Genomic DNA, 17,089 nt, shown 5'->3' on the forward strand with positions numbered 1-17,089 from the left:
CTTATCCGAGGGCCGGTTTGGAACATCCGCGGAGCCGGCCGGCCGGGAGGGGGCGAAAGCGTGCCTGCCTGGCTGATTGCGCCCCGGCGGGGGAAAAGCTAACTCCCTGCGCCATGGCTCCACCCATCCTCCGCTTCGCGCCCTCGCCGACGGGGCGCATCCATCCCGGCAACGCCCGCACCGCGCTCTACAACTGGTTCTTCGCGCAAAAGCACGGCGGCACCTTCATCCTGCGCTTCGACGACACCGACGAGACGCGGTCCACGGCGGAATACGCGGACGCGATCGCGGAAGACCTCGCCTGGCTCGGGATCGAGCCCGATCGCGTCGAGCGCCAGTCGGCGCGCATTGCCCTCTACGAGGCGGCGGCGGAGAAGCTGAAGGAGAGGGGGCTCCTCTATCCCTGCTACGACACCTCCGAAGAGCTGGAACGCCAGCGCAAGCGGCGTCTGGCGCGCGGCCTGCCGCCGGTCTACGACCGCCGCGCCCTGAAGCTGACCGAGGACGACAGGACGGCGCTGGAAGCGGAGGGAAAGGGCCCGCACTGGCGTTTCCTGCTGCCGAATTTCAGCGACGATCCCTTTGCGCCGGAGCGCACCGACAAGGCCTGGGACGACGTCTTTCGCGGTCCCCAGCATGTCGACCTCGCATCGCTCTCCGACCCGGTGATGATCCGCGAGGACGGCACCTTCCTATATACCTTCTGCTCGGTGGTCGACGACCGGGACATGGCCGTCAGCCATGTGATCCGCGGCGACGACCATGTGACGAATACCGGCGTGCAGCTGGCGCTGTTCGAGGCGCTCGGCGCCGAGCCGCCTTGCTTCGGCCACCACAACCTTCTGCAGACGGAAGCCGGCGAGGGCTTTTCCAAGCGCTACGAGGCCCTGTCGCTGATGGCACTCCGCCGCGACGGCATCGAGGCGCTGGCGCTCGCCGCCTATACGAGCCTCATTGGCACCGGCGAGGCGGTGCAGCCCGTCGCCTCGCTCAGCGAGCTCGTGGCGCTCTTCGATCCGAAGAAGGTGAACCGCGCCGGCGCCCGCTTTTCGGTCGGCGAATTGAAGGCCCTCAATTCCAAAACGCTTGCCGAGCTTCCCTATGAGGCGGTGGCCGAGCGCCTTCAGGAGGCCAAGGTCGGCGGCGGCGAAGCCTTCTGGCTCGCCGTGCGCGGCAATGTCGAGAAGCTCGCCGACGCGGCCCTCTGGTGGCAGGTGGTGACCGGGCCGATGGAGCCGGTGATCGAGCCGGAAGACGCGGAGTTCTTGCGCGAGGCGGCCGGAAAGCTGCCCGAAGAGCCCTGGGACGAGACCACTTGGGGGGAATGGACGGAAAGGCTGAAGAAGGAGACCGGAAGGCGCGGCAAGGCGCTCTTCATGCCGCTCCGTCGCGCGCTGACGGGCTTCAGCGCCGGACCGGAGCTACGAGCACTTCTTCCTTTTGTTGGCCGCCCCAATACGACGGCCCGACTATGCGGATCTTGCCGGGAGCAGACCTAGCCGCCTCGGCTTTTTCTTCCGCCGGCTTTCCGGCAGGCGTCGTCGTCTCGTTGGCCTGCGGCGCTGCCGGCGCGCTCTCTGCGGGGACGGAGGCCTTTTCCTCGACTGGCGCCGACGCGCTGCCCGGCGGCGATGCGGCCGGCGCCGTTTCCGGGTCGCTGCCGCGCAGATCGAGCGAGGCGGTTTCGGGCGGCGCGGGCCGCGCCTGCGGCATGGCCGGCCATTCGGCGGGGCCGGCCGGATCGGCGAGCGTCATGTCGTCGATATTGGCTTCGCCCCAGACGCGGATATTGCCGCCGCCCTGAAGCGAAAGGTTCTCTCCGCCCGGGGTGATTTCATCTCCCGGAAGCGCCTGCGGCGGGGCGGTCTCGATCACCGAGAAGTTTCGCCCCCCGCTTGCCTGACAGGTGCAGGCCTTGTCGACGCTCTGCCGGTACTGGAAGGCGGCGGGAAGCGCGCTGTAGGGCTCGCCCGCCAGCGAGACCATGTTGGCCGTATCGCCCGTCGGATCCGGCTGGACATAGAGCGAGGTCTGCGTCCCCGGGCAGCGCGCCTGGCAGGTCTGTTCGTCGGCGGCGAAGCGGTCGGGCGTCGTGGAAAAGCTGATCGGGAAATAGTAGCCGTCGCAGGTGCGCACGCACAGCGTGCGGTAGACCCCACGCGAGGAATAGGTCTGGCGGGCGGAGAGGTCGGGTCCGAACTCGCCCGTCTCGGGCGGTCCCCAGCTACGCGTGCGCGCGCTGCGGAACTCCTCGGTGCGGCAGCCCTGGCGGTGGATCAGCTCGCGGATCCGGTCGGCCCGCCGGTCGCTCGTGCCGCCGCCGGAATAGCGCGCGCGCATGCGCTCCAGCTTCTCCAGATTGGCGCGCATCTCGTTGATCTTGGCCATCATCGGCCCACAGGAGGCGGAAGGCTGGTTGCGGAAGAAAAGAAAGCCGCCGCCGAAACAGCCGGCCTGCTCGGCCCTGCGCTCGGAGCGATCGAGGACACGCGCCTGTTCCCGGGCGGCGCGCTCGTAGCGCAAGGCCCGCGGATCGGGCCGGCTCGCCTGGCTCTCCAGTCGCGTCAGCTCCACTTCCAGCGTCTGGCAGGAAAGCGCAAAGGCGGGCGCGGCGGCTGCGATGCCGCCCGCCATGGCGATAGCCGCTGCGATAAGCCGGCCTTTCACCTGCATGTGCTCTCCGTTCCCTGGGGCTGCCAGAATAGCCTTGAATGGTTGACCAAACTTTCCCGTCCGGCCTGAACGAGGCCTGAACAACGGCCGAACGTCTGACGGCAAAGCGCGTTCCACTTCATTGGCCTGGCGGAATTCCTTGTTGCCGCCCATTCCGCACCCTATCCTCCTGAAAAATTACAAAAGACAGGGAGGATGCTCATGGCGAACGCCAACTACATCTCCTTTCCCCGCGTGGAGGGAAACGCCTCGCGGCAGGCCCATGCCGATCTGCCGGAGGGCACGTTCGAGCGCGAGCTGGGCAAGGAAGGCTTCTTCGGCCCGGCGACGATGATGTACCACACGCACCCGCCGACGGGCTGGACGAGCTGGGAAGGGCCTCTTCGACCGCGGGCCTTCGATCTCACCAAACTCGCCGATTTCGGCGACACGGTGTGGGGCGCGCCGGTCGTCCTTCACAACGCTTCGGTGAAGATGCGTCTCTGGCAGCTTTCGGGCGAAATGGACCATCTGGTGCGCAACGGCGACGGCGACGAGCTCCTCTTCGTCCATCGCGGCGCGGGCCATCTCTACTGCGACTACGGCCATATGGAGATCGGCAAGGGCGACTATATCGTGCTGCCGCGCTCCACCATGTGGCGGCTTTCGGCGAGCGAGCCGCTTTCCCTGCTCCTCTTCGAATGCACCAACGGCACGATCCGGGCCCCGGAGCGGGGAATGGTCGGCCGGCATGCTCTCTACGACGAGGCCATTCTCGACACGCCGAAGATCGACGAGGCCTTCCGCGATCAGCAGGGCGAGAGCGAGACGGCGGTCCATATCCGCCGCCGGGGCGAGATCTCGACCGTCACCTATCCCTTCAATCCGCTCGACGCGGTCGGTTGGCACGGCGATCTCTGCCCGGTGCGCCTCAACGTCAGGGACATTCGCCCGCTCGCCTCGCACCGCTACCACCTGCCGCCCTCCGCCCACACGACCTGGGTCGGCAACCGCTTCGTCATCTGCACCTTCACGCCGCGGCCCTTCGAGACCGATCCGGCGGCCCTGAAGGTGCCGTTCTTCCACAACAACGACGATTTCGACGAGGTGATCTTCTACCACGACGGCGACTTCTTCTCCCGCGACAACATCCATCCGGGCATGGTCACCTGGCATCCCTGCGGCTTCACCCACGGCCCGCATCCCAAGGCCTTGAGCCGCATGTACGAGCAGACCAAGACGATGACGGAGGAATACGCCGTCATGCTGGACACCCGCGACGCGCTGGAGATGGGCGAGGGCGCCGAGGCGACCGAGTTCAAACCCTATGCGGAGAGCTGGAAGACCTCGGAGAAGGTGAGCGCGCCGCGCGTCCGGTTGCCCGAAGCGGCCGAGTGAGGGCCCGGCTCGTTCTCCTCGGCACCAAGGGAGGCCCCGCCGTGCGCCCCGCCTCGCCGCTGCCGACCGCCTCGGCGCTCGTCGCAGGTGACGAACTCACCGTTGTCGACTGCGGAGCGGGCGTCACCGTTTCGCTCGCGAATGCCGGCCTTCCGCTGACGATGCTGGAACGCGTCTTCGTCACGCATCTGCATTCCGACCATGTGCTGGAACTCGGCCCCCTCCTGCACACCGCCTGGACCTCGGGCCTGTCGCACCCGCTCAAGGTCTTCGGGCCGCCGGGCATGCGCGAATATCTGGAGCATTTTTTGGCCGCCATGCGCTTCGACATCGAGACCCGCATCGCCGATGAGGGCCGCCCGCCGCTCGGCGAACTCCTGCGCCTCACCGAATACGGCGAGGGCGAGGTGATGGCCGACGCCGGGCTTCGCGTGACGGCGCTGCGCAATATCCATCCGCCTGTCGAGGAGAGCTATGCGCTGCGCTTTGACTTCGGCGGGGGTCCGAGCGTCGTCTTTTCCGGCGACACGGCCCGCCATCCCCCGCTGGCCGCATTTGCGCGCGGCGCTGATATCCTCGTCCACGAGGCGATGCTGCCGGCCGGCATGGAGAAGATCGTCGAGAAGGTCGGCGGCGGCGACAGGCTGAGAGCGCATCTGAAGGCGAGCCATTCGACCGCAGGCGAGGCGGGCTGGATCGCCCGCGAGGCGGGGGTCGGCCGGCTCGTCCTCCATCATCTCATTCCGGCGGACGACCCGGATTTTTCCGAGGCGGACTGGCTCGCGGCGACCGCCGAGAGCTGGGAGGGACCGGTGACGGTCGGGCGCGACGGCCTTGTCGTGCCGATCGATAAAAAGCGCGAGGGGGCTGGCGCATGAGGCTCGCGACCCTCAACGACGGAAGCCGCGACGGCATGCTCGCGGTCGTCTCCGAGGACAGGAAGCGCTACACGTCCGCCGGTGGTGTCGCCGGCACGCTGCAGGCCGCCCTCGACGACTGGAAGAATGTCGGACCGCGCCTGCGCGAGCTTTCGGTGCGCCTCGATATCGGCCAGGTCGACGGCAGGCCGTTCGATCCGATGCAGTGCCTTGCGCCGCTGCCGCGCGCCTATCAGTTCGCCGACGCCTCCGCCTACGTCAACCACATGGAACTGGTCCGGCGCGGGCGCGGCGCCGAGATGCCGGCGAGCTACTGGACCGATCCGCTGATCTACCAGGGCAGCTCCGATTCCTTCCTGGCGCCGCATGCGCCGATCCGCATGCCGGCCGAGGCGCTCGATCTCGACAGCGGTTTCGGCCTCGATTTCGAAGCGGAGGTCGCCGTCATCACCGACGACGTGCCGATGGGTGTGTCGGCGGATGAGGCGCTCTCGCATATCAAGTTTCTCGCCCTCCTCAACGACATCACGCTGCGCCATCTCGTGCCCGGCGAGGTCGCCAAGGGCTTCGGCTTCTTCCAGTCGAAGCCTCCCTCGTCCTTCGCGCCGCTCGTCGTCACGCCGGACGCACTCGGCCCGGCCTGGCACGACGGCAAGCTCAACGGCCGCCTTCTCGTCAGCGTCAACACGCGGCTTTTCGGCGATCTCGATTCAGGCCTCGACATGACCTTCGACTTTGGCCAGCTGATCGCCCATGCCGCCCGCACGCGCCCGCTTTCGGCCGGCACCATCATCGGCTCCGGCACCGTCTCCAACCGCGACAAGGACGGCGGCTCGGCCCGCCCGATCTCCTGGGGCGGCAAGGGCTACGCCTGCATCGCCGAGATGCGCATGATGGAGACGGTGAGCCACGGCCATCCCGACACCCGCTTCCTGACGGAGGGCGATGTGGTGCGCATCGAACTGAAGGACGCGCAGGAGCGCTCCGTCTTCGGCCTCATCGAGCAGCGGGTGCAACGCGCATGACCAGACCGGCGCGCAAACCCCTCTTCGAAACGCCGACCGCGTTGTGGCGCGGCTTTCTCGTCCTTAATCTCTTCCTCGTGCCGGCGGCAGCGATCCTCGCCTCGCTCGCCGGGACGGTGGGTGGCCCTGGCCTCTCATTCATCCTCGGCTTCATCGTCGCGCTGTTCGGCATCATCGCCAATTTCGCCATCTGGCTGTCGGCGCGCCGGTTGAAGATCCCCCAGCACTGGGTGGTGCCTTCCTGGATCGTGCTCTGTCTCGCCACCACCGTCGTCGCCGGCGCCGCCTCGCCGGTGGCGCTCGTCCTCGGCCTCGTCTTCGACGGCTTTGTCCCGGGTCAAGCATAGGGAGCTTTTGATGTCCGCCAGCTTCGCCTCCACCGGAGATCTTGCCGACAAGGCCGTCTCCTTCGACGAGATCGGACCCGGCTGCTACGCCTTCACCGCCGAGGGCGACCCCAACAGCGGCGTGATCGTCGGCGACGATGCGGTGATGGTGATCGACGCGCAGGCGACGCCGCGGCTGGCCGACAAGGTGATCGAGCACATCCGGCAGGCGACCGACAAGCCGATCCGCTATGTCGTGCTCACGCACTATCATGCCGTGCGCGTTCTGGGCGCTTCCGCCTTCGCCGGCGCGGAGATCGTCACCTCCGACGTCACGCGCGACCTCATCGTGGAGCGGGGGCAACAGGATTGGGATTCGGAGTTCGGCCGCTTTCCGCGCCTTTTTCAGGGCCATGAATCGATCCCCGGTCTCACCTGGCCGAGCCTCACTTTCGTGACGACCCTGTCGGTCTGGCTCGGCAAGCGCGAGGTGCGCCTGATGCGGCTCGGCCGGGCCCATACGGAGGGCGACATCGTCGCCTGGGTGCCGGACGCCCAGGTGATGTTTTCCGGCGATATCGTCGAATACCGCTCCGCCTGCTATTGCGGCGACGCGCATCTGAAGGACTGGCCCGAAACGCTCTCCAGGGTCGGGGATTTCGACGCCAAGGCCCTCGTGCCGGGCCGCGGCGCGGCGCTCACCGGCCCGACTGTGCGCGAGGGCGTGCGGCTCACCCACGAGTTTCTGACGGCCCTTTACGGCTCGGTGCGCAAGGCGGCAGAGAGCGGCGCCTCGCTGAAGCAGGCCTACGAGGCCGCCCGCGCAGCCATGGACGGGCCTTTCGGCGACTACGCCATCTACAAGCACTGCATGCCTTTCAATGTCGCGCGCGCCTATGACGAGGCGAGAGGCATGGAGCGCCCGCAGATCTGGACCGCCGAGCGCGACCGCGAAATGTGGGCTGCTCTGGAGGGGTAGGGATGCCGCGCTACGCCTATCGCCCCTTCCCATACCGAAAGGCGCCCGAGCTTTCCGGCTCGGGCCGGGGCGAGGCGGCGGTCGCCATCGTCGGAGCCGGCCCCGTCGGCCTGACGCTAGCAATCGATCTCGCGCTCCATGGCGTGCCCTCGGTGGTTCTCGATGACAACGACGTGGTCTCGATCGGCTCGCGCGCCATCTGCTGGGCGAAGCGCTCTCTGGAGATCTTCGACCGCCTCGGCATCGGCGAAAAGCTCGTCGAGAAGGGCGTCACCTGGAAGATCGGTCGCCTCCACCACCGCGACCGCGAGGTCTATTCCTTCGATCTCCTTCCGGAGCCCGGCCACAAGATGCCGGCCTTCATCAACCTCCAGCAATACTACGTCGAGGAATACCTCGTCGCACGGGCCGGCGAGTTCCCGGACCTCATCGATCTGCGCTGGAAGAACCGCGTCAGCGATGTGAAGCCGGGGCGAGGGGGCGTGGAGCTTTCCGTTGCGACGCCCGATGGTCCCTATCGGCTCCACGCCGACTGGGTCGTCGCCTGCGACGGCTCAAGGAGCACCGTGCGCGCCGCCCTCGGCCTCGATTTCGCCGGCCGCGTCTTCGAGGAACGCTTCCTCATCTGCGACGTGGAGATGGAAGCGGAGTTTCCCTCCGAGCGCTGGTTCTGGTTCGAGCCGCCCTTCCATGCCGGCCAGTCGGCGCTTCTCCACAAGCAGCCGGACAACATCTACCGTATCGACCTGCAGCTCGGCTGGGATACCGATCCGGAGGCGGAAAAGGCGCCCGAGCGCGTCATTCCGCGCATCCAGGCGATGGTCGGCGAGCGCCCTTTCGAGATCGACTGGGTCTCCGTCTACACCTTCCAGTGCCGGCGCATGGAGCGCTTCGTGCACGGCCGCGTCCTCTTCGCCGGCGACAGCGCTCATGTCGTCTCGCCCTTCGGCGCGCGCGGCGGCAACGGCGGCATTCAGGACGCCGACAACCTCGCCTGGAAGCTCGCCCTCGTCCTGGCGGGCGAGGCGCCGGAGAGCCTGATTGAGACCTACGACGACGAGCGCATTCCAGCGGCCGACGAGAACATCCTGAATTCCAGCCGCTCCACCGCGTTCATGACCCCGAAATCGCCGATGGAAGCGACGTTCCGCAAGGCGGTTCTCGAACTTGCCGGGACGGAGCCCTTCGCCCGCCGGCTGATCAATTCCGGCCGGCTCTCCACCGCCCACCATTATCGCGCGACCGGCCTTTCCGGCGAGGATGCGCTCCTGCCGGGAGAGGCACCGCTGGCGGCTCCGGGCGCGCCGCCGGTCGATGCGCCGCTCGGTGCCGGTTCCGGCTTCCTGAGCGAGAGACTCGGCGGCGGCTTTCGCGCCCTGTGGCTCGGCGATCCGCGCCATGCCTCCAACCGATTCGAATGCGAATGCGCCGAGGCCGGTCTGAAGGCCCTTGCCGCCACCTCGCCGGAAGCGCGCCGGCGCTACGGGGCGGAAAAGGGGCCGGCGGTCTATCTCTTCCGTCCGGACCAGCATGTCGCCGCCCGATGGCCGGAGGCGGCCTTTTCGGCGGCAAGGGCCCGGGCCGCGCTGACACGGGCATCGGGGAGGGCAGGGTGAGCGGCGAGCGCGGGCCGGGCCTTGCCGACCCGGACGGCTTCTACGCCGCCCTGATGGCGGCCCATGAGGGGCTGTCGGAAGCGGAGAGCGCCGCGCTCAACGCCCGCATCGTCCTCCTTCTCGCAGACGCGGCCGGAGACGAGGCCGCGATTGCCGCGATCGCGCGGGCACGCGCAACCGCGCCGCAGGAGAAGGCTGGCCGGTAGCCTCGCAATCGCCCGGGCGCGCGCCTATCTGAGCGGCAACGAACATCCCTCAGGAGAGTTTTCGATGCGCAAACCCGCAGCCCTGCTGCTCGCCCTGGCGATCGCAGCCGTTTCCTTCGGCACCGCCAACGCACAGGAACCGGACCTCATCTTTCGCAAGTCGACGGTCTTCAAGCTGCTGACGCCCGATCACAAGCTTGCCACCTACGGTATCGACGATCCGGAGGTGGAGGGCGTTGCCTGCCACTACACGGTGCCGGAAAAGGGTGGCATCGGCGGCATGTTCAACATGGTCGAGGAGGTCTCCGACATCTCGCTCGCCTGCCGCCAGATCGGCCCCGTCGTGTTCAAGAAGAAGTTCGAGCAGGGCGACGAGGTCTTCCGCCAGCGTCGCTCGCTGATCTTCAAGAAGATGCGCATCGTCCGCGGCTGCGACGCCAAGCGCAACGTGCTCGTCTATCTCGTCTATTCCGACAAGATCATCGAGGGCTCGCCGAAGAACTCCACTTCCACCGTGCCGATCATGCCCTGGGGCGACCAGCCCGCACCGCGCTGCGGCGACTGGCTGGACGATTAAGGCCCGCCTCAGCGCTGCAGGGCGTTGATGAGGACGAGGCCGACGCCGCCGTTGAGCGTCTCGGCCCGGGGAGGCATGTCCCGGATCGTCATGACCGAGGCCGAGATCAGGGCGACGTGAGCAAGGGCGAAGAACAGGCGTAGCATGAGGTCTCTCCGGTGTTGTCCCGGAGATAGACCGAGGGGCTTGAACCTGTGCTGAGAGCCCGGTTCAGCTGGCGTTCACCTGCCTTAACAGGGTTGTCCCTTTTCCCGGCAGCGGATCGCCGCGAGGATCAGGATCGTGAGCGTGACGGCGTTGAGGACGTGCCAGACATAGTGCGTGCCGATGGGCAGGCTGGCGCAGACCGGGTTGTCGGCCATGCGCGAAGCGAGCGAGAGCGCGAAGACGGCCGTCGCAAGAATGAGGTAGCGCGCCGCCGCATGCGACACGAAGGCGAGCAGGGTGCCGACGCCCGCCATCGCCACCAGCGCCGGTGCGTAGCCGGCCGATCCACCCAGGAGCGGGCGCAGGATGACCTCGCCGCCCCAGGAGGCCGCGCCGAAGAGAAAGAGCGTCATCACCACGACGGGCCAGTCGAGCCCGAAGAAGCGCCGCATGGCGATGCCGAAATAGGCGTAGATGAGGGCGGTGATCGGCAGGACATCCGCCAGCATCGACCATCGGCTGGCGAGGGTGTGAAAGAGGAAGGAACCGACGCCGATCACAGCGACGTTGCAGATCAGATAAAGGGAGGCGCCATCGCGCCCGCCGTCACGCCGCCATATGACGAAGGTGTAGAGCGCGGCGAGAAGGAAGGCGGCGTTGGAGGCCGCGTTGAGCGGCTCCGCCCAGAAGCCTGGGTCGGTGCGTTCGCAATAGAGATCGATCTGCTGGGTCCAGTTCACGGCTCTAGCGTAAATCGGTTCCAGAGGAAGTGCAGGGGACCCCTAGCCGCATCACGTTACGGAAGAGTGCATCTGGCGCACTTGACCGCACCGGCAAGCTCCGCGATAAGCGGCGCATGAACGGCGACAGCGCGGGCCTCCGCGCCATCTGCATCTGCGGGATTATCATCGGCTAGCGACAGCGCTGGTCAGGCCGTTCTCGTCTGAAATTTCCGAACGCGACGAACGCCCGGCCAGCCGGACGGGAGTTTCATGGCGCATACTGCCAAAGCAACGAAGCCTTTGCGGCTCTACAACACGCTGACGCGGGAGAAGGCGGATTTCGAGCCGCTCGATCCGGCGAATGTGCGCCTGTATGTGTGCGGGCCGACGGTCTACGACTTCGCCCATATCGGCAATGCGCGCCCGCTCCTCGTCTTCGACGTGCTGTTCCGCCTCCTGCGCCATCGCTATGGCGCCGAGCACGTCACCTATGTCCGCAACATCACCGACGTCGACGACAAGATCATCGCCCGGGCGGCCACGGAGTTTCCCGATCTTCCGCTGAACGAGGCGATCGGCCGGGTGACAGAGGTCACCGAGCGCCAGTACCACGAGGACGCGGCCGCCCTCGGCGCCCTGCCGCCGACGCACGAGCCGCGGGCGACGGAAAACATCGCCGAGATGAAGGCGATGATCGATGCGCTGGTGGAGAAGGGGCATGCCTACATTGCCGAGGACCACGTCCTCTTCGATGTCGGCTCCATGCCCGACTACGGGGCGCTCTCGCACCGCAGGCTGTCCGACATGCAGGCCGGCGCCCGCGTCGAGGTGGAAGCCTACAAGAAGAACCCGATGGACTTCGTCCTCTGGAAGCCCTCCGGCGAGGGCGAGCCGGCATGGCCTTCGCCCGCCGGCATTTCGCGGCCCGGCCGCCCCGGCTGGCATATCGAATGCTCGGCCATGGCCGAGCGCTATCTCGGAAGAACCTTCGACATCCATGGCGGCGGCCTCGACCTCGTCTTCCCGCACCACGAGAACGAGATCGCCCAGTCGCGCTGCGCCCATGGCTCGCAGGCGATGGCCCGCTACTGGATGCACAACGGCTACCTCCAGGTGGAAGGCGAGAAGATGTCGAAGTCGCTCGGCAACTTCGTCACCATCCGCGATCTCCTTGGCGACTGGCCGGGCGAGGCGATCCGCCTGTCGATGCTGATGACGCATTACCGCGCGCCGCTCGATTTCACCCAGGAGAAGCTCTCCGCGGCGCGGCGCACGCTCGATCGCTGGTACGGCCATCTCGGTGACGTGCAGGCCTATGCCGGCAGCCACAACCCCTTCGTCGACGGCGAGGGATCGCTCGGCGCCGCGCTCTGCGACGACCTCAACACGCCGGAGGCGATCTCGCTTCTGCATCGCCTCGGCGACGAGGTTGCGGACGACCACGAGGGCGAGGACAAGGCGCGCTTCAAGGCGGCGCTCAACCTCCTTGGCCTCGGCCGGATGACGGAGAGCGAGTGGCGCGCCTGGCGCCCGCGCGAGATGGCTTTGGGCGAGAGCGAGATCGCGGGCAAGGTCGCCGCCCGCGCCGCCGCCAGGGAAGCCAGGGACTGGAAGAGGGCGGACGAGATCCGCGACGAACTCGCCGCCGCCGGTATCCAATTGAAGGACCAGCGCGATACGGAGAGCGGAGAGATCGTGACGAGCTGGGAGGTGCGCCGATGAGCGCGCTCAAGCAGCTCTATCCGCCGATCTCGCCCTACGATTCCGGCATGCTGGACGTCGGCGACGGCCATTCCGTCTATTGGGAGATCTCCGGCAACCTTGAGGGCAAGCCCGCCGTCTTCCTGCATGGTGGGCCGGGCGGCGGCTGCGGCCCCGTGCACCGCCGTCTCTTCGATCCCGAGCGCTACCGGGTTCTCCTCTTCGACCAGCGCGGCTGCGGCCGCTCGCGTCCGCATGCGGAGCTGGAGGCGAACACGACCTGGCATCTGGTCGACGACATCGAGCGCCTGCGCGAGGTGATGGGTGTCGAGGAATGGCTCGTCTTCGGCGGCTCCTGGGGCTCGACCCTGGCGCTCGCCTATGCCGAGACGCATCCCGGCCGCGTCAGCGAGCTGGTGCTGAGGGGCATCTTCACGCTGCGCAAAAGCGAGATCGACTGGTACTATCAGGAGGGCGCCTCGCGGATCTTTCCCGATCGCTGGGAGAAGTTCCTGGCGCCGATTCCGCCGGAAGAGCGCGGCGACCTCGTCGCCGCCTATCGCAAGCGCCTCACCCACGAGGACCGCGACATCCGCCTCGAGGCGGCGCGCGCCTGGAGCGTCTGGGAGGGCGCGACCATCACGCTCCTGCCGGACGAGGGCGGGATCGCGCGCCATGACGTAGCGGAATACGCGCTCGCCTTCGCGCGCATCGAGAACCACTATTTCACTCATGGCGGCTGGATCGAGGAAGGCCAGCTGATCCGCGACGCCGGCCGGCTGAAGGACATCCCCGCGGTCATCGTCCAGGGCCGCTACGACATGGCCTGCCCGGTGCGCACCGCCTGGGAGCTCTCCCGCGCCTGGCCGCAGGCCGATCTCAGGATCGTCGAGGGCGCCGGCCATGCCTTCTCCGAGCCGGGCATCCTTCACCATTTGATCGATGCGAACGATCGTTTCGCCGGAAAGGAACGATAATGGGCATGTCACTTTTCAGCAGGAGGCGCGCCGATGAGCGCTGAGACGATGACCGGCGGCTGCCAGTGCGGCGCCGTGCGCTTTGCGGTTGCCGCGCCGCTCGGCACGGCTTCCATCTGCCATTGCCGCATGTGCCAGAAGGCCGTCGGCGGCTTCTATGCGCCTTACGTCTCGACGCGGCCGGGCACGCTCTCCTTCACCCGCGGCGCCCCCGCGCATTTCCAGAGCTCCAGCCATGCAAGGCGCGGCTTCTGTGAGAAATGCGGCACGCCGCTCACCTTCGAGGCGCCGGACGGGATCGGCGTTGCGATCGGCGCCTTCGACGAGCCGGCGGCGATCATGCCGACGCTCCAGTACGGGCTGGAGAGCAAGATCGCCTATGTCGACATTCTCGGCCATCTGCCCGGCACGGAGACGGGGGCCGATCCGGACGCCCCGTTCGAGGCGGACATCGTCAGCTATCAGCATCCCGACCACGACACCGAAACCTGGCCGCCCGAAAGGGCCGAACGATCATGACACGCGAACGTCTCTATCTCTTCGACACGACCCTCCGCGACGGCCAGCAGACCCCCGGCATCGATTTCGCTCTGGAGGAAAAGGTGGCCGTGGCGAAGATGCTCGATCGCCTCGGCATCGACTATGTGGAGGGCGGCTATCCGGGTGCGAATCCGTCCGATACGGAGTTCTTCTCCCGTCGCCGGACGGAGCGCGCCAAGTTCACTGCCTTCGGCATGACCAAGCGCGCCGGCCGCTCGCTCGATAACGATCCGGGCGTGCAGTCCCTCCTGCGCGCCGAGGCGGACGCGGTCTGCTACGTCGCCAAGAGCTGGGACTACCATGTGCGCGTCGCGCTCGGCTCCACCAACGAGGAGAACCTTGAGGGCATCCGCGAGAGCATTGCCGCCGCGGTCGAAGCCGGGCGAGAGGCAATGCTCGACTGCGAGCACTTCTTCGACGGCTACAAGGCCAACCGCAATTACGCGCTCGCCTGCGCCGTGGCGGCGCTGGAGGCGGGCGCGCGATGGATCGTCCTGTGCGACACCAATGGCGGCACGCTTCCGCAGGAAATCGCCGAGATCGTCGCCGAGGTGGCGCGCCACGTCCCCGGCGAGAAGCTCGGCATCCACGCCCACAACGATACCGGCAACGCCATCGCCAACTCGCTCGCGGCCGTGGAGGCCGGAGCGCGCCAGATCCAGGGCACGATCAACGGCCTCGGCGAGCGCTGCGGCAACGCGGACCTGACAAGCCTCATCCCGACGCTGATGCTGAAGCCGCGCTATGCGGAGCGCTTTGAGATCGGTGTCAGCCAGGAATCGCTCTCAGAGCTGACGCAGACGGCGCATGCCTTCGACGAAATGCTGAACCGCGCGCCTGATCGCCAGCAGCCCTATGTCGGCGCCTCGGCCTTCGCGACCAAGGCCGGCATTCACGCTTCCGCCATCCTCAAGGATCCCGAGACCTACGAGCACGTGAAGCCGGAACTCGTCGGCAACCGTCGCCGCGTCATGGTCTCCGACCAGGCCGGCAAGTCGAACCTCGTCGCCGAGCTGAAGCGCTTCGGCATCGCCGTCGAAAAGGACGATCTGCGCCTCGACGGCCTCCTTGCCGACATCAAGGAGCGCGAGGCGCAGGGCTATGCCTATGAGGCGGCCGACGCCTCGCTGGAGCTTCTCGCCCGTCGCCGGCTCGGCAGCGTGCCTGCCTTCTTCACCGTGGAGGGCTTCAGGGTGAACGTGGAGCGCCGCCACAATGCGGTCGGCAAGCTCGTCACCGTCTCGGAAGCCGTGGTGAAGGTCGTGGTCGGCGGCGAGCGTCGCATGTCGGTCGCCGAGGGCAACGGCCCCGTCAACGCGCTCGACAGGGCGCTCCGGAAGGATCTCGGCGAGCTTTCGGCGGCGATCGAGGATCTGGAACTGGTGGACTACAAGGTCCGTATCCTCGACGGCGGCACGGAAGCCATCACCCGCGTCCTCATCGAGAGCCGGGACGGCGAGGGCAGCCGCTGGTTCACCGTCGGGGTTTCCTCGAACATCATCGACGCCTCTTTCGAGGCGCTGCTCGACGCCGTCTCCTTCAAGCTCTTGAAGGCTGCGCCAGCGCTGAAGGTCGCTGCGGAATAGGAGCGGGCATCCGTGCAGCCGCCTTTGTGCGGTCGGCCGCCGATGTCGGGGAATGCGCGGCAGTCGGCTCTCCCGCGATGAACGCCTTCAGCCCGGCGATGTCGAGCGGCGGGGAAATGAAATATCCCTGCGCGAATTCGACATGCGGCTCGATCGCCCGGATCTGGTCGAGGCGCTCGGCGCTTTCGATGCCCTCGATGACAACGGAGCGGCCGGAAGACTGAACCATCTCCACGGCATGATCCAGCATGCGTGCCATGACGCTTCCTTCCGGTGCCATCGCGAAGGAGCGATCGAGTTTCGCCCCGTCGACCTCCAGGGCCGCGAGGTTGTGGATGCTGGAATAGCCCGTTCCGAAGTCGTCGATATAGGTCTTGATGCCCGCTTGCCGGAGCCGCTCGATCTCGCGCTCTGCCTTTCGCAGGTCGATTGATTCATTCTCGACCAGTTCCACGACGACCTCGAAACGATCGGGCTCGGCGAGGAAGTCGCGGAAGACCTCGATCAGGCAACGGGCGTCGAGATCGCGCGGAAATATGTTGAACGTGACCATGAAGGGCCGTTTCGTCACCTGCGCGGACAACTCCTCATGGGCCTTCTTCACAATCATGCGGGTGAATGCGAGGGTCTTGTCGTGCTTCTCGACGATCGGAATGAAGCGATCCGGGAAGACGACACTGTCATCGACGTCCCGCCAGCGGGCCAGCACCTCGCATCCGATCGTCGAGCCGGATCTCAGATCGATGATCGGCTGGAAGGCGCAGATAAGCGATGCCGCATCGAGATGGCGGCGGAAGCGGGCTTCGAACGACAAGTGCCGCACGATGTAAAGGCGCACACACCGCGCGGAAGCCGTCGCCATAAGGGCCGCCAGCGCGAGCGCGGCCCCGAACGCCCACCAGTTGGCGGCGACCAGGTCGGGAAGCCAGGCTTCGATAGCCACGCAAACCCCCGGTACGCACTGGATCTCCCGCAGGTAGGGGATCGAGGCAAGAGCTGAGCCGCCTCCATTCTCGGTTCTGGCGAAAAGGCCGCCTGTTCCCTCCTGGTGCAGGCGTTCCTCGGAGCTGCCGGAATAGACGATCTCAAAATCAAGCCAGTTCGGCAGCGGCTGCGGGCTGTGCCGCGGGAGGGCGATGGCGAAGGGCTCGCTGAGGATGATGGTTGCGGAAATACCACCCAGCCCGGCCAGTTCCCGGTCGAGCCAGACCGGCCGGACCGCGTCTCCTTCTCCGAGGACGTAATCCGGTGGTCCAAGTTCAATCGGCTTCTCGAACCTCGCGGTGCTGGCGGAGCATTTCAGAACACCCAAGGGGGCGTAGTAGAACTGATTGAGACCATCGGGAAGGAAAGCGACGCGCTGGAGTTGCTGGCGGAAGAGCGTGCTGCACGGCGGCGCCGTTACCTCGTGTTTCAGCTTCTCGAAGGCCGCTTCGACATGGGCATGAGTCTGCTCGTATGGAGCGAGAACGCGCCATGCTTCCGCGCGCATCGCCTCGCGCAGTTCTCCGATGCCGGTCACCGCGCCGATTATCACCAGCAGAGTAAATATCGTGCAACCGAAGAGAAGTCCGCCGATGCGCTGTTGCCGAGGGGAGATAAGAAAGCCGACGAGTTTCGGCATTGGTTCACCGGACGGGTTTTCAGCGAGTTGAACACGAACGCGTCAACAGTACATTAAGCGTTGTCGTACAATTTTTCCGCGAAGTGAGAGGGAAGTGCTTTCAGGAATGAGAATCAAGAGTTGCAATATAAGTAT

At 66.7% G+C, this 17,089-nt stretch carries 17 protein-coding genes; 13 read left to right on the forward strand and 4 right to left on the reverse strand.

From position 1 onward, the window contains the following. Positions 1 to 113 precede the first annotated feature (113 nt). Positions 114 to 1,499: a glutamate--tRNA ligase gene (gltX, locus tag CLD20_RS13085; RefSeq protein ID WP_224407091.1), complete on the forward strand. Its 1,386-nt coding sequence runs from the start codon at positions 114 to 116 to the stop codon at positions 1,497 to 1,499. On the opposite strand, the gene CLD20_RS13090 is transcribed toward gltX, so the two are convergent. Then, a complete protein-coding gene (locus CLD20_RS13090; protein ID WP_224407092.1) occupies positions 1,405 to 2,673 on the reverse strand; it encodes a DUF2865 domain-containing protein in 1,269 nt (422 codons plus the stop codon). The two genes, gltX and CLD20_RS13090, sit on opposite strands and share 95 nt — an antisense overlap. Positions 2,674 to 2,874: 201 nt before the next feature. Here CLD20_RS13090 and CLD20_RS13095 point away from each other — a divergent pair, with 201 nt between their 5' ends. The 8 genes from CLD20_RS13095 (at position 2,875) to CLD20_RS13130 (ending at position 9,657) form a co-directional block, all read left to right on the forward strand. Beyond that, on the forward strand, positions 2,875 to 4,050 hold the full coding sequence (locus tag CLD20_RS13095; protein WP_224407093.1) for a homogentisate 1,2-dioxygenase: 1,176 nt from the start codon (positions 2,875 to 2,877) through the stop codon (positions 4,048 to 4,050). Next, the gene (locus CLD20_RS13100) at positions 4,047 to 4,928 is read left to right on the forward strand and encodes an MBL fold metallo-hydrolase (protein WP_224407094.1); all 882 of its coding nucleotides are present in this window, start codon (positions 4,047 to 4,049) and stop codon (positions 4,926 to 4,928) included. The genes CLD20_RS13095 and CLD20_RS13100 overlap by 4 nt, the downstream gene beginning before the upstream one ends. Continuing rightward, entirely contained in the window at positions 4,925 to 5,953 is a 1,029-nt protein-coding gene (locus CLD20_RS13105; RefSeq protein WP_224407095.1) for a fumarylacetoacetate hydrolase family protein, read from the forward strand. Before CLD20_RS13100 ends, CLD20_RS13105 begins: the two co-directional genes overlap by 4 nt. Beyond that, positions 5,950 to 6,300: a hypothetical protein gene (locus CLD20_RS13110; protein WP_224407096.1), complete on the forward strand. Its 351-nt coding sequence runs from the start codon at positions 5,950 to 5,952 to the stop codon at positions 6,298 to 6,300. The genes CLD20_RS13105 and CLD20_RS13110 overlap by 4 nt, the downstream gene beginning before the upstream one ends. Positions 6,301 to 6,310: 10 nt before the next feature. Next, positions 6,311 to 7,258 (forward strand): MBL fold metallo-hydrolase, encoded by a 948-nt coding sequence (locus tag CLD20_RS13115; RefSeq protein ID WP_224407097.1) that lies wholly within the window; start codon positions 6,311 to 6,313, stop codon positions 7,256 to 7,258. Positions 7,259 to 7,260: 2 nt separating this feature from the next. Beyond that, a complete protein-coding gene (locus CLD20_RS13120; protein ID WP_224407098.1) occupies positions 7,261 to 8,874 on the forward strand; it encodes an FAD-dependent oxidoreductase in 1,614 nt (537 codons plus the stop codon). After that, positions 8,871 to 9,080 carry a DUF2783 domain-containing protein gene (locus CLD20_RS13125; protein ID WP_224407099.1) on the forward strand — a complete coding sequence of 70 codons (210 nt, stop codon included), beginning with the start codon at positions 8,871 to 8,873 and terminating at the stop codon, positions 9,078 to 9,080. Before CLD20_RS13120 ends, CLD20_RS13125 begins: the two co-directional genes overlap by 4 nt. Before the next feature lie 64 nt (positions 9,081 to 9,144). Then, complete coding sequence (locus tag CLD20_RS13130; protein WP_224407100.1) at positions 9,145 to 9,657, forward strand: CreA family protein; 513 nt, start codon at positions 9,145 to 9,147, stop codon at positions 9,655 to 9,657. Between the two features lie 8 nt (positions 9,658 to 9,665). On the opposite strand, the gene CLD20_RS13135 is transcribed toward CLD20_RS13130, so the two are convergent. Both CLD20_RS13135 and CLD20_RS13140 read right to left on the reverse strand, forming a co-directional pair. After that, positions 9,666 to 9,803, reverse strand: a complete 138-nt coding sequence (locus CLD20_RS13135) for a hypothetical protein (RefSeq protein WP_224407101.1) — start codon at positions 9,801 to 9,803, stop codon at positions 9,666 to 9,668. A gap of 84 nt (positions 9,804 to 9,887) precedes the next feature. Then, a complete protein-coding gene (locus tag CLD20_RS13140) occupies positions 9,888 to 10,544 on the reverse strand; it encodes a ceramidase domain-containing protein (protein ID WP_224407102.1) in 657 nt (218 codons plus the stop codon). A gap of 252 nt (positions 10,545 to 10,796) precedes the next feature. On the opposite strand from CLD20_RS13140, the gene cysS reads away from it, so the two are divergent. Genes cysS through cimA form a run of 4 tightly spaced genes read left to right on the forward strand, consistent with a single transcriptional unit; the run spans position 10,797 to position 15,330 of the window. Further along, positions 10,797 to 12,248 (forward strand): cysteine--tRNA ligase, encoded by a 1,452-nt coding sequence (cysS, locus tag CLD20_RS13145; RefSeq protein WP_224407103.1) that lies wholly within the window; start codon positions 10,797 to 10,799, stop codon positions 12,246 to 12,248. Then, positions 12,245 to 13,204 carry a prolyl aminopeptidase gene (pip, locus tag CLD20_RS13150; RefSeq protein ID WP_224407104.1) on the forward strand — a complete coding sequence of 320 codons (960 nt, stop codon included), beginning with the start codon at positions 12,245 to 12,247 and terminating at the stop codon, positions 13,202 to 13,204. The genes cysS and pip overlap by 4 nt, the downstream gene beginning before the upstream one ends. Positions 13,205 to 13,237: 33 nt before the next feature. Further along, positions 13,238 to 13,723 carry a GFA family protein gene (locus CLD20_RS13155; protein WP_224407105.1) on the forward strand — a complete coding sequence of 162 codons (486 nt, stop codon included), beginning with the start codon at positions 13,238 to 13,240 and terminating at the stop codon, positions 13,721 to 13,723. Further along, positions 13,720 to 15,330 carry a citramalate synthase gene (cimA, locus tag CLD20_RS13160; protein WP_224407106.1) on the forward strand — a complete coding sequence of 537 codons (1,611 nt, stop codon included), beginning with the start codon at positions 13,720 to 13,722 and terminating at the stop codon, positions 15,328 to 15,330. The genes CLD20_RS13155 and cimA overlap by 4 nt, the downstream gene beginning before the upstream one ends. On the opposite strand, the gene CLD20_RS13165 is transcribed toward cimA, so the two are convergent. Beyond that, positions 15,284 to 16,954: an EAL domain-containing protein gene (locus CLD20_RS13165; RefSeq protein ID WP_224407107.1), complete on the reverse strand. Its 1,671-nt coding sequence runs from the start codon at positions 16,952 to 16,954 to the stop codon at positions 15,284 to 15,286. The genes cimA and CLD20_RS13165 overlap by 47 nt on opposite strands. Positions 16,955 to 17,089: the final 135 nt, after the last annotated feature.

This window comes from Afifella sp. IM 167, from assembly GCF_020144925.1.
GTDB lineage: Bacteria > Pseudomonadota > Alphaproteobacteria > Rhizobiales > Afifellaceae > Afifella.

What these genes read in the sequence shown, in the direction of transcription:
- CLD20_RS13120 (WP_224407098.1), top strand. Translation starts at nt 7,261, where the DNA reads ATGCCGCGCTACGCCTATCGCCCCTTCCCATACCGAAAGGCGCCCGAG.
- CLD20_RS13105 (WP_224407095.1), top strand. Translation starts at nt 4,925, where the DNA reads ATGAGGCTCGCGACCCTCAACGACGGAAGCCGCGACGGCATGCTCGCG.
- cimA (WP_224407106.1), top strand. Translation starts at nt 13,720, where the DNA reads ATGACACGCGAACGTCTCTATCTCTTCGACACGACCCTCCGCGACGGC.
- cysS (WP_224407103.1), top strand. Translation starts at nt 10,797, where the DNA reads ATGGCGCATACTGCCAAAGCAACGAAGCCTTTGCGGCTCTACAACACG.
- CLD20_RS13090 (WP_224407092.1), bottom strand. Translation starts at nt 2,673, where the DNA reads ATGCAGGTGAAAGGCCGGCTTATCGCAGCGGCTATCGCCATGGCGGGC.
- CLD20_RS13115 (WP_224407097.1), top strand. Translation starts at nt 6,311, where the DNA reads ATGTCCGCCAGCTTCGCCTCCACCGGAGATCTTGCCGACAAGGCCGTC.
- CLD20_RS13155 (WP_224407105.1), top strand. Translation starts at nt 13,238, where the DNA reads ATGAGCGCTGAGACGATGACCGGCGGCTGCCAGTGCGGCGCCGTGCGC.
- CLD20_RS13165 (WP_224407107.1), bottom strand. Translation starts at nt 16,954, where the DNA reads ATGCCGAAACTCGTCGGCTTTCTTATCTCCCCTCGGCAACAGCGCATC.
- pip (WP_224407104.1), top strand. Translation starts at nt 12,245, where the DNA reads ATGAGCGCGCTCAAGCAGCTCTATCCGCCGATCTCGCCCTACGATTCC.
- CLD20_RS13130 (WP_224407100.1), top strand. Translation starts at nt 9,145, where the DNA reads ATGCGCAAACCCGCAGCCCTGCTGCTCGCCCTGGCGATCGCAGCCGTT.
- gltX (WP_224407091.1), top strand. Translation starts at nt 114, where the DNA reads ATGGCTCCACCCATCCTCCGCTTCGCGCCCTCGCCGACGGGGCGCATC.
- CLD20_RS13110 (WP_224407096.1), top strand. Translation starts at nt 5,950, where the DNA reads ATGACCAGACCGGCGCGCAAACCCCTCTTCGAAACGCCGACCGCGTTG.
- CLD20_RS13135 (WP_224407101.1), bottom strand. Translation starts at nt 9,803, where the DNA reads ATGCTACGCCTGTTCTTCGCCCTTGCTCACGTCGCCCTGATCTCGGCC.
- CLD20_RS13095 (WP_224407093.1), top strand. Translation starts at nt 2,875, where the DNA reads ATGGCGAACGCCAACTACATCTCCTTTCCCCGCGTGGAGGGAAACGCC.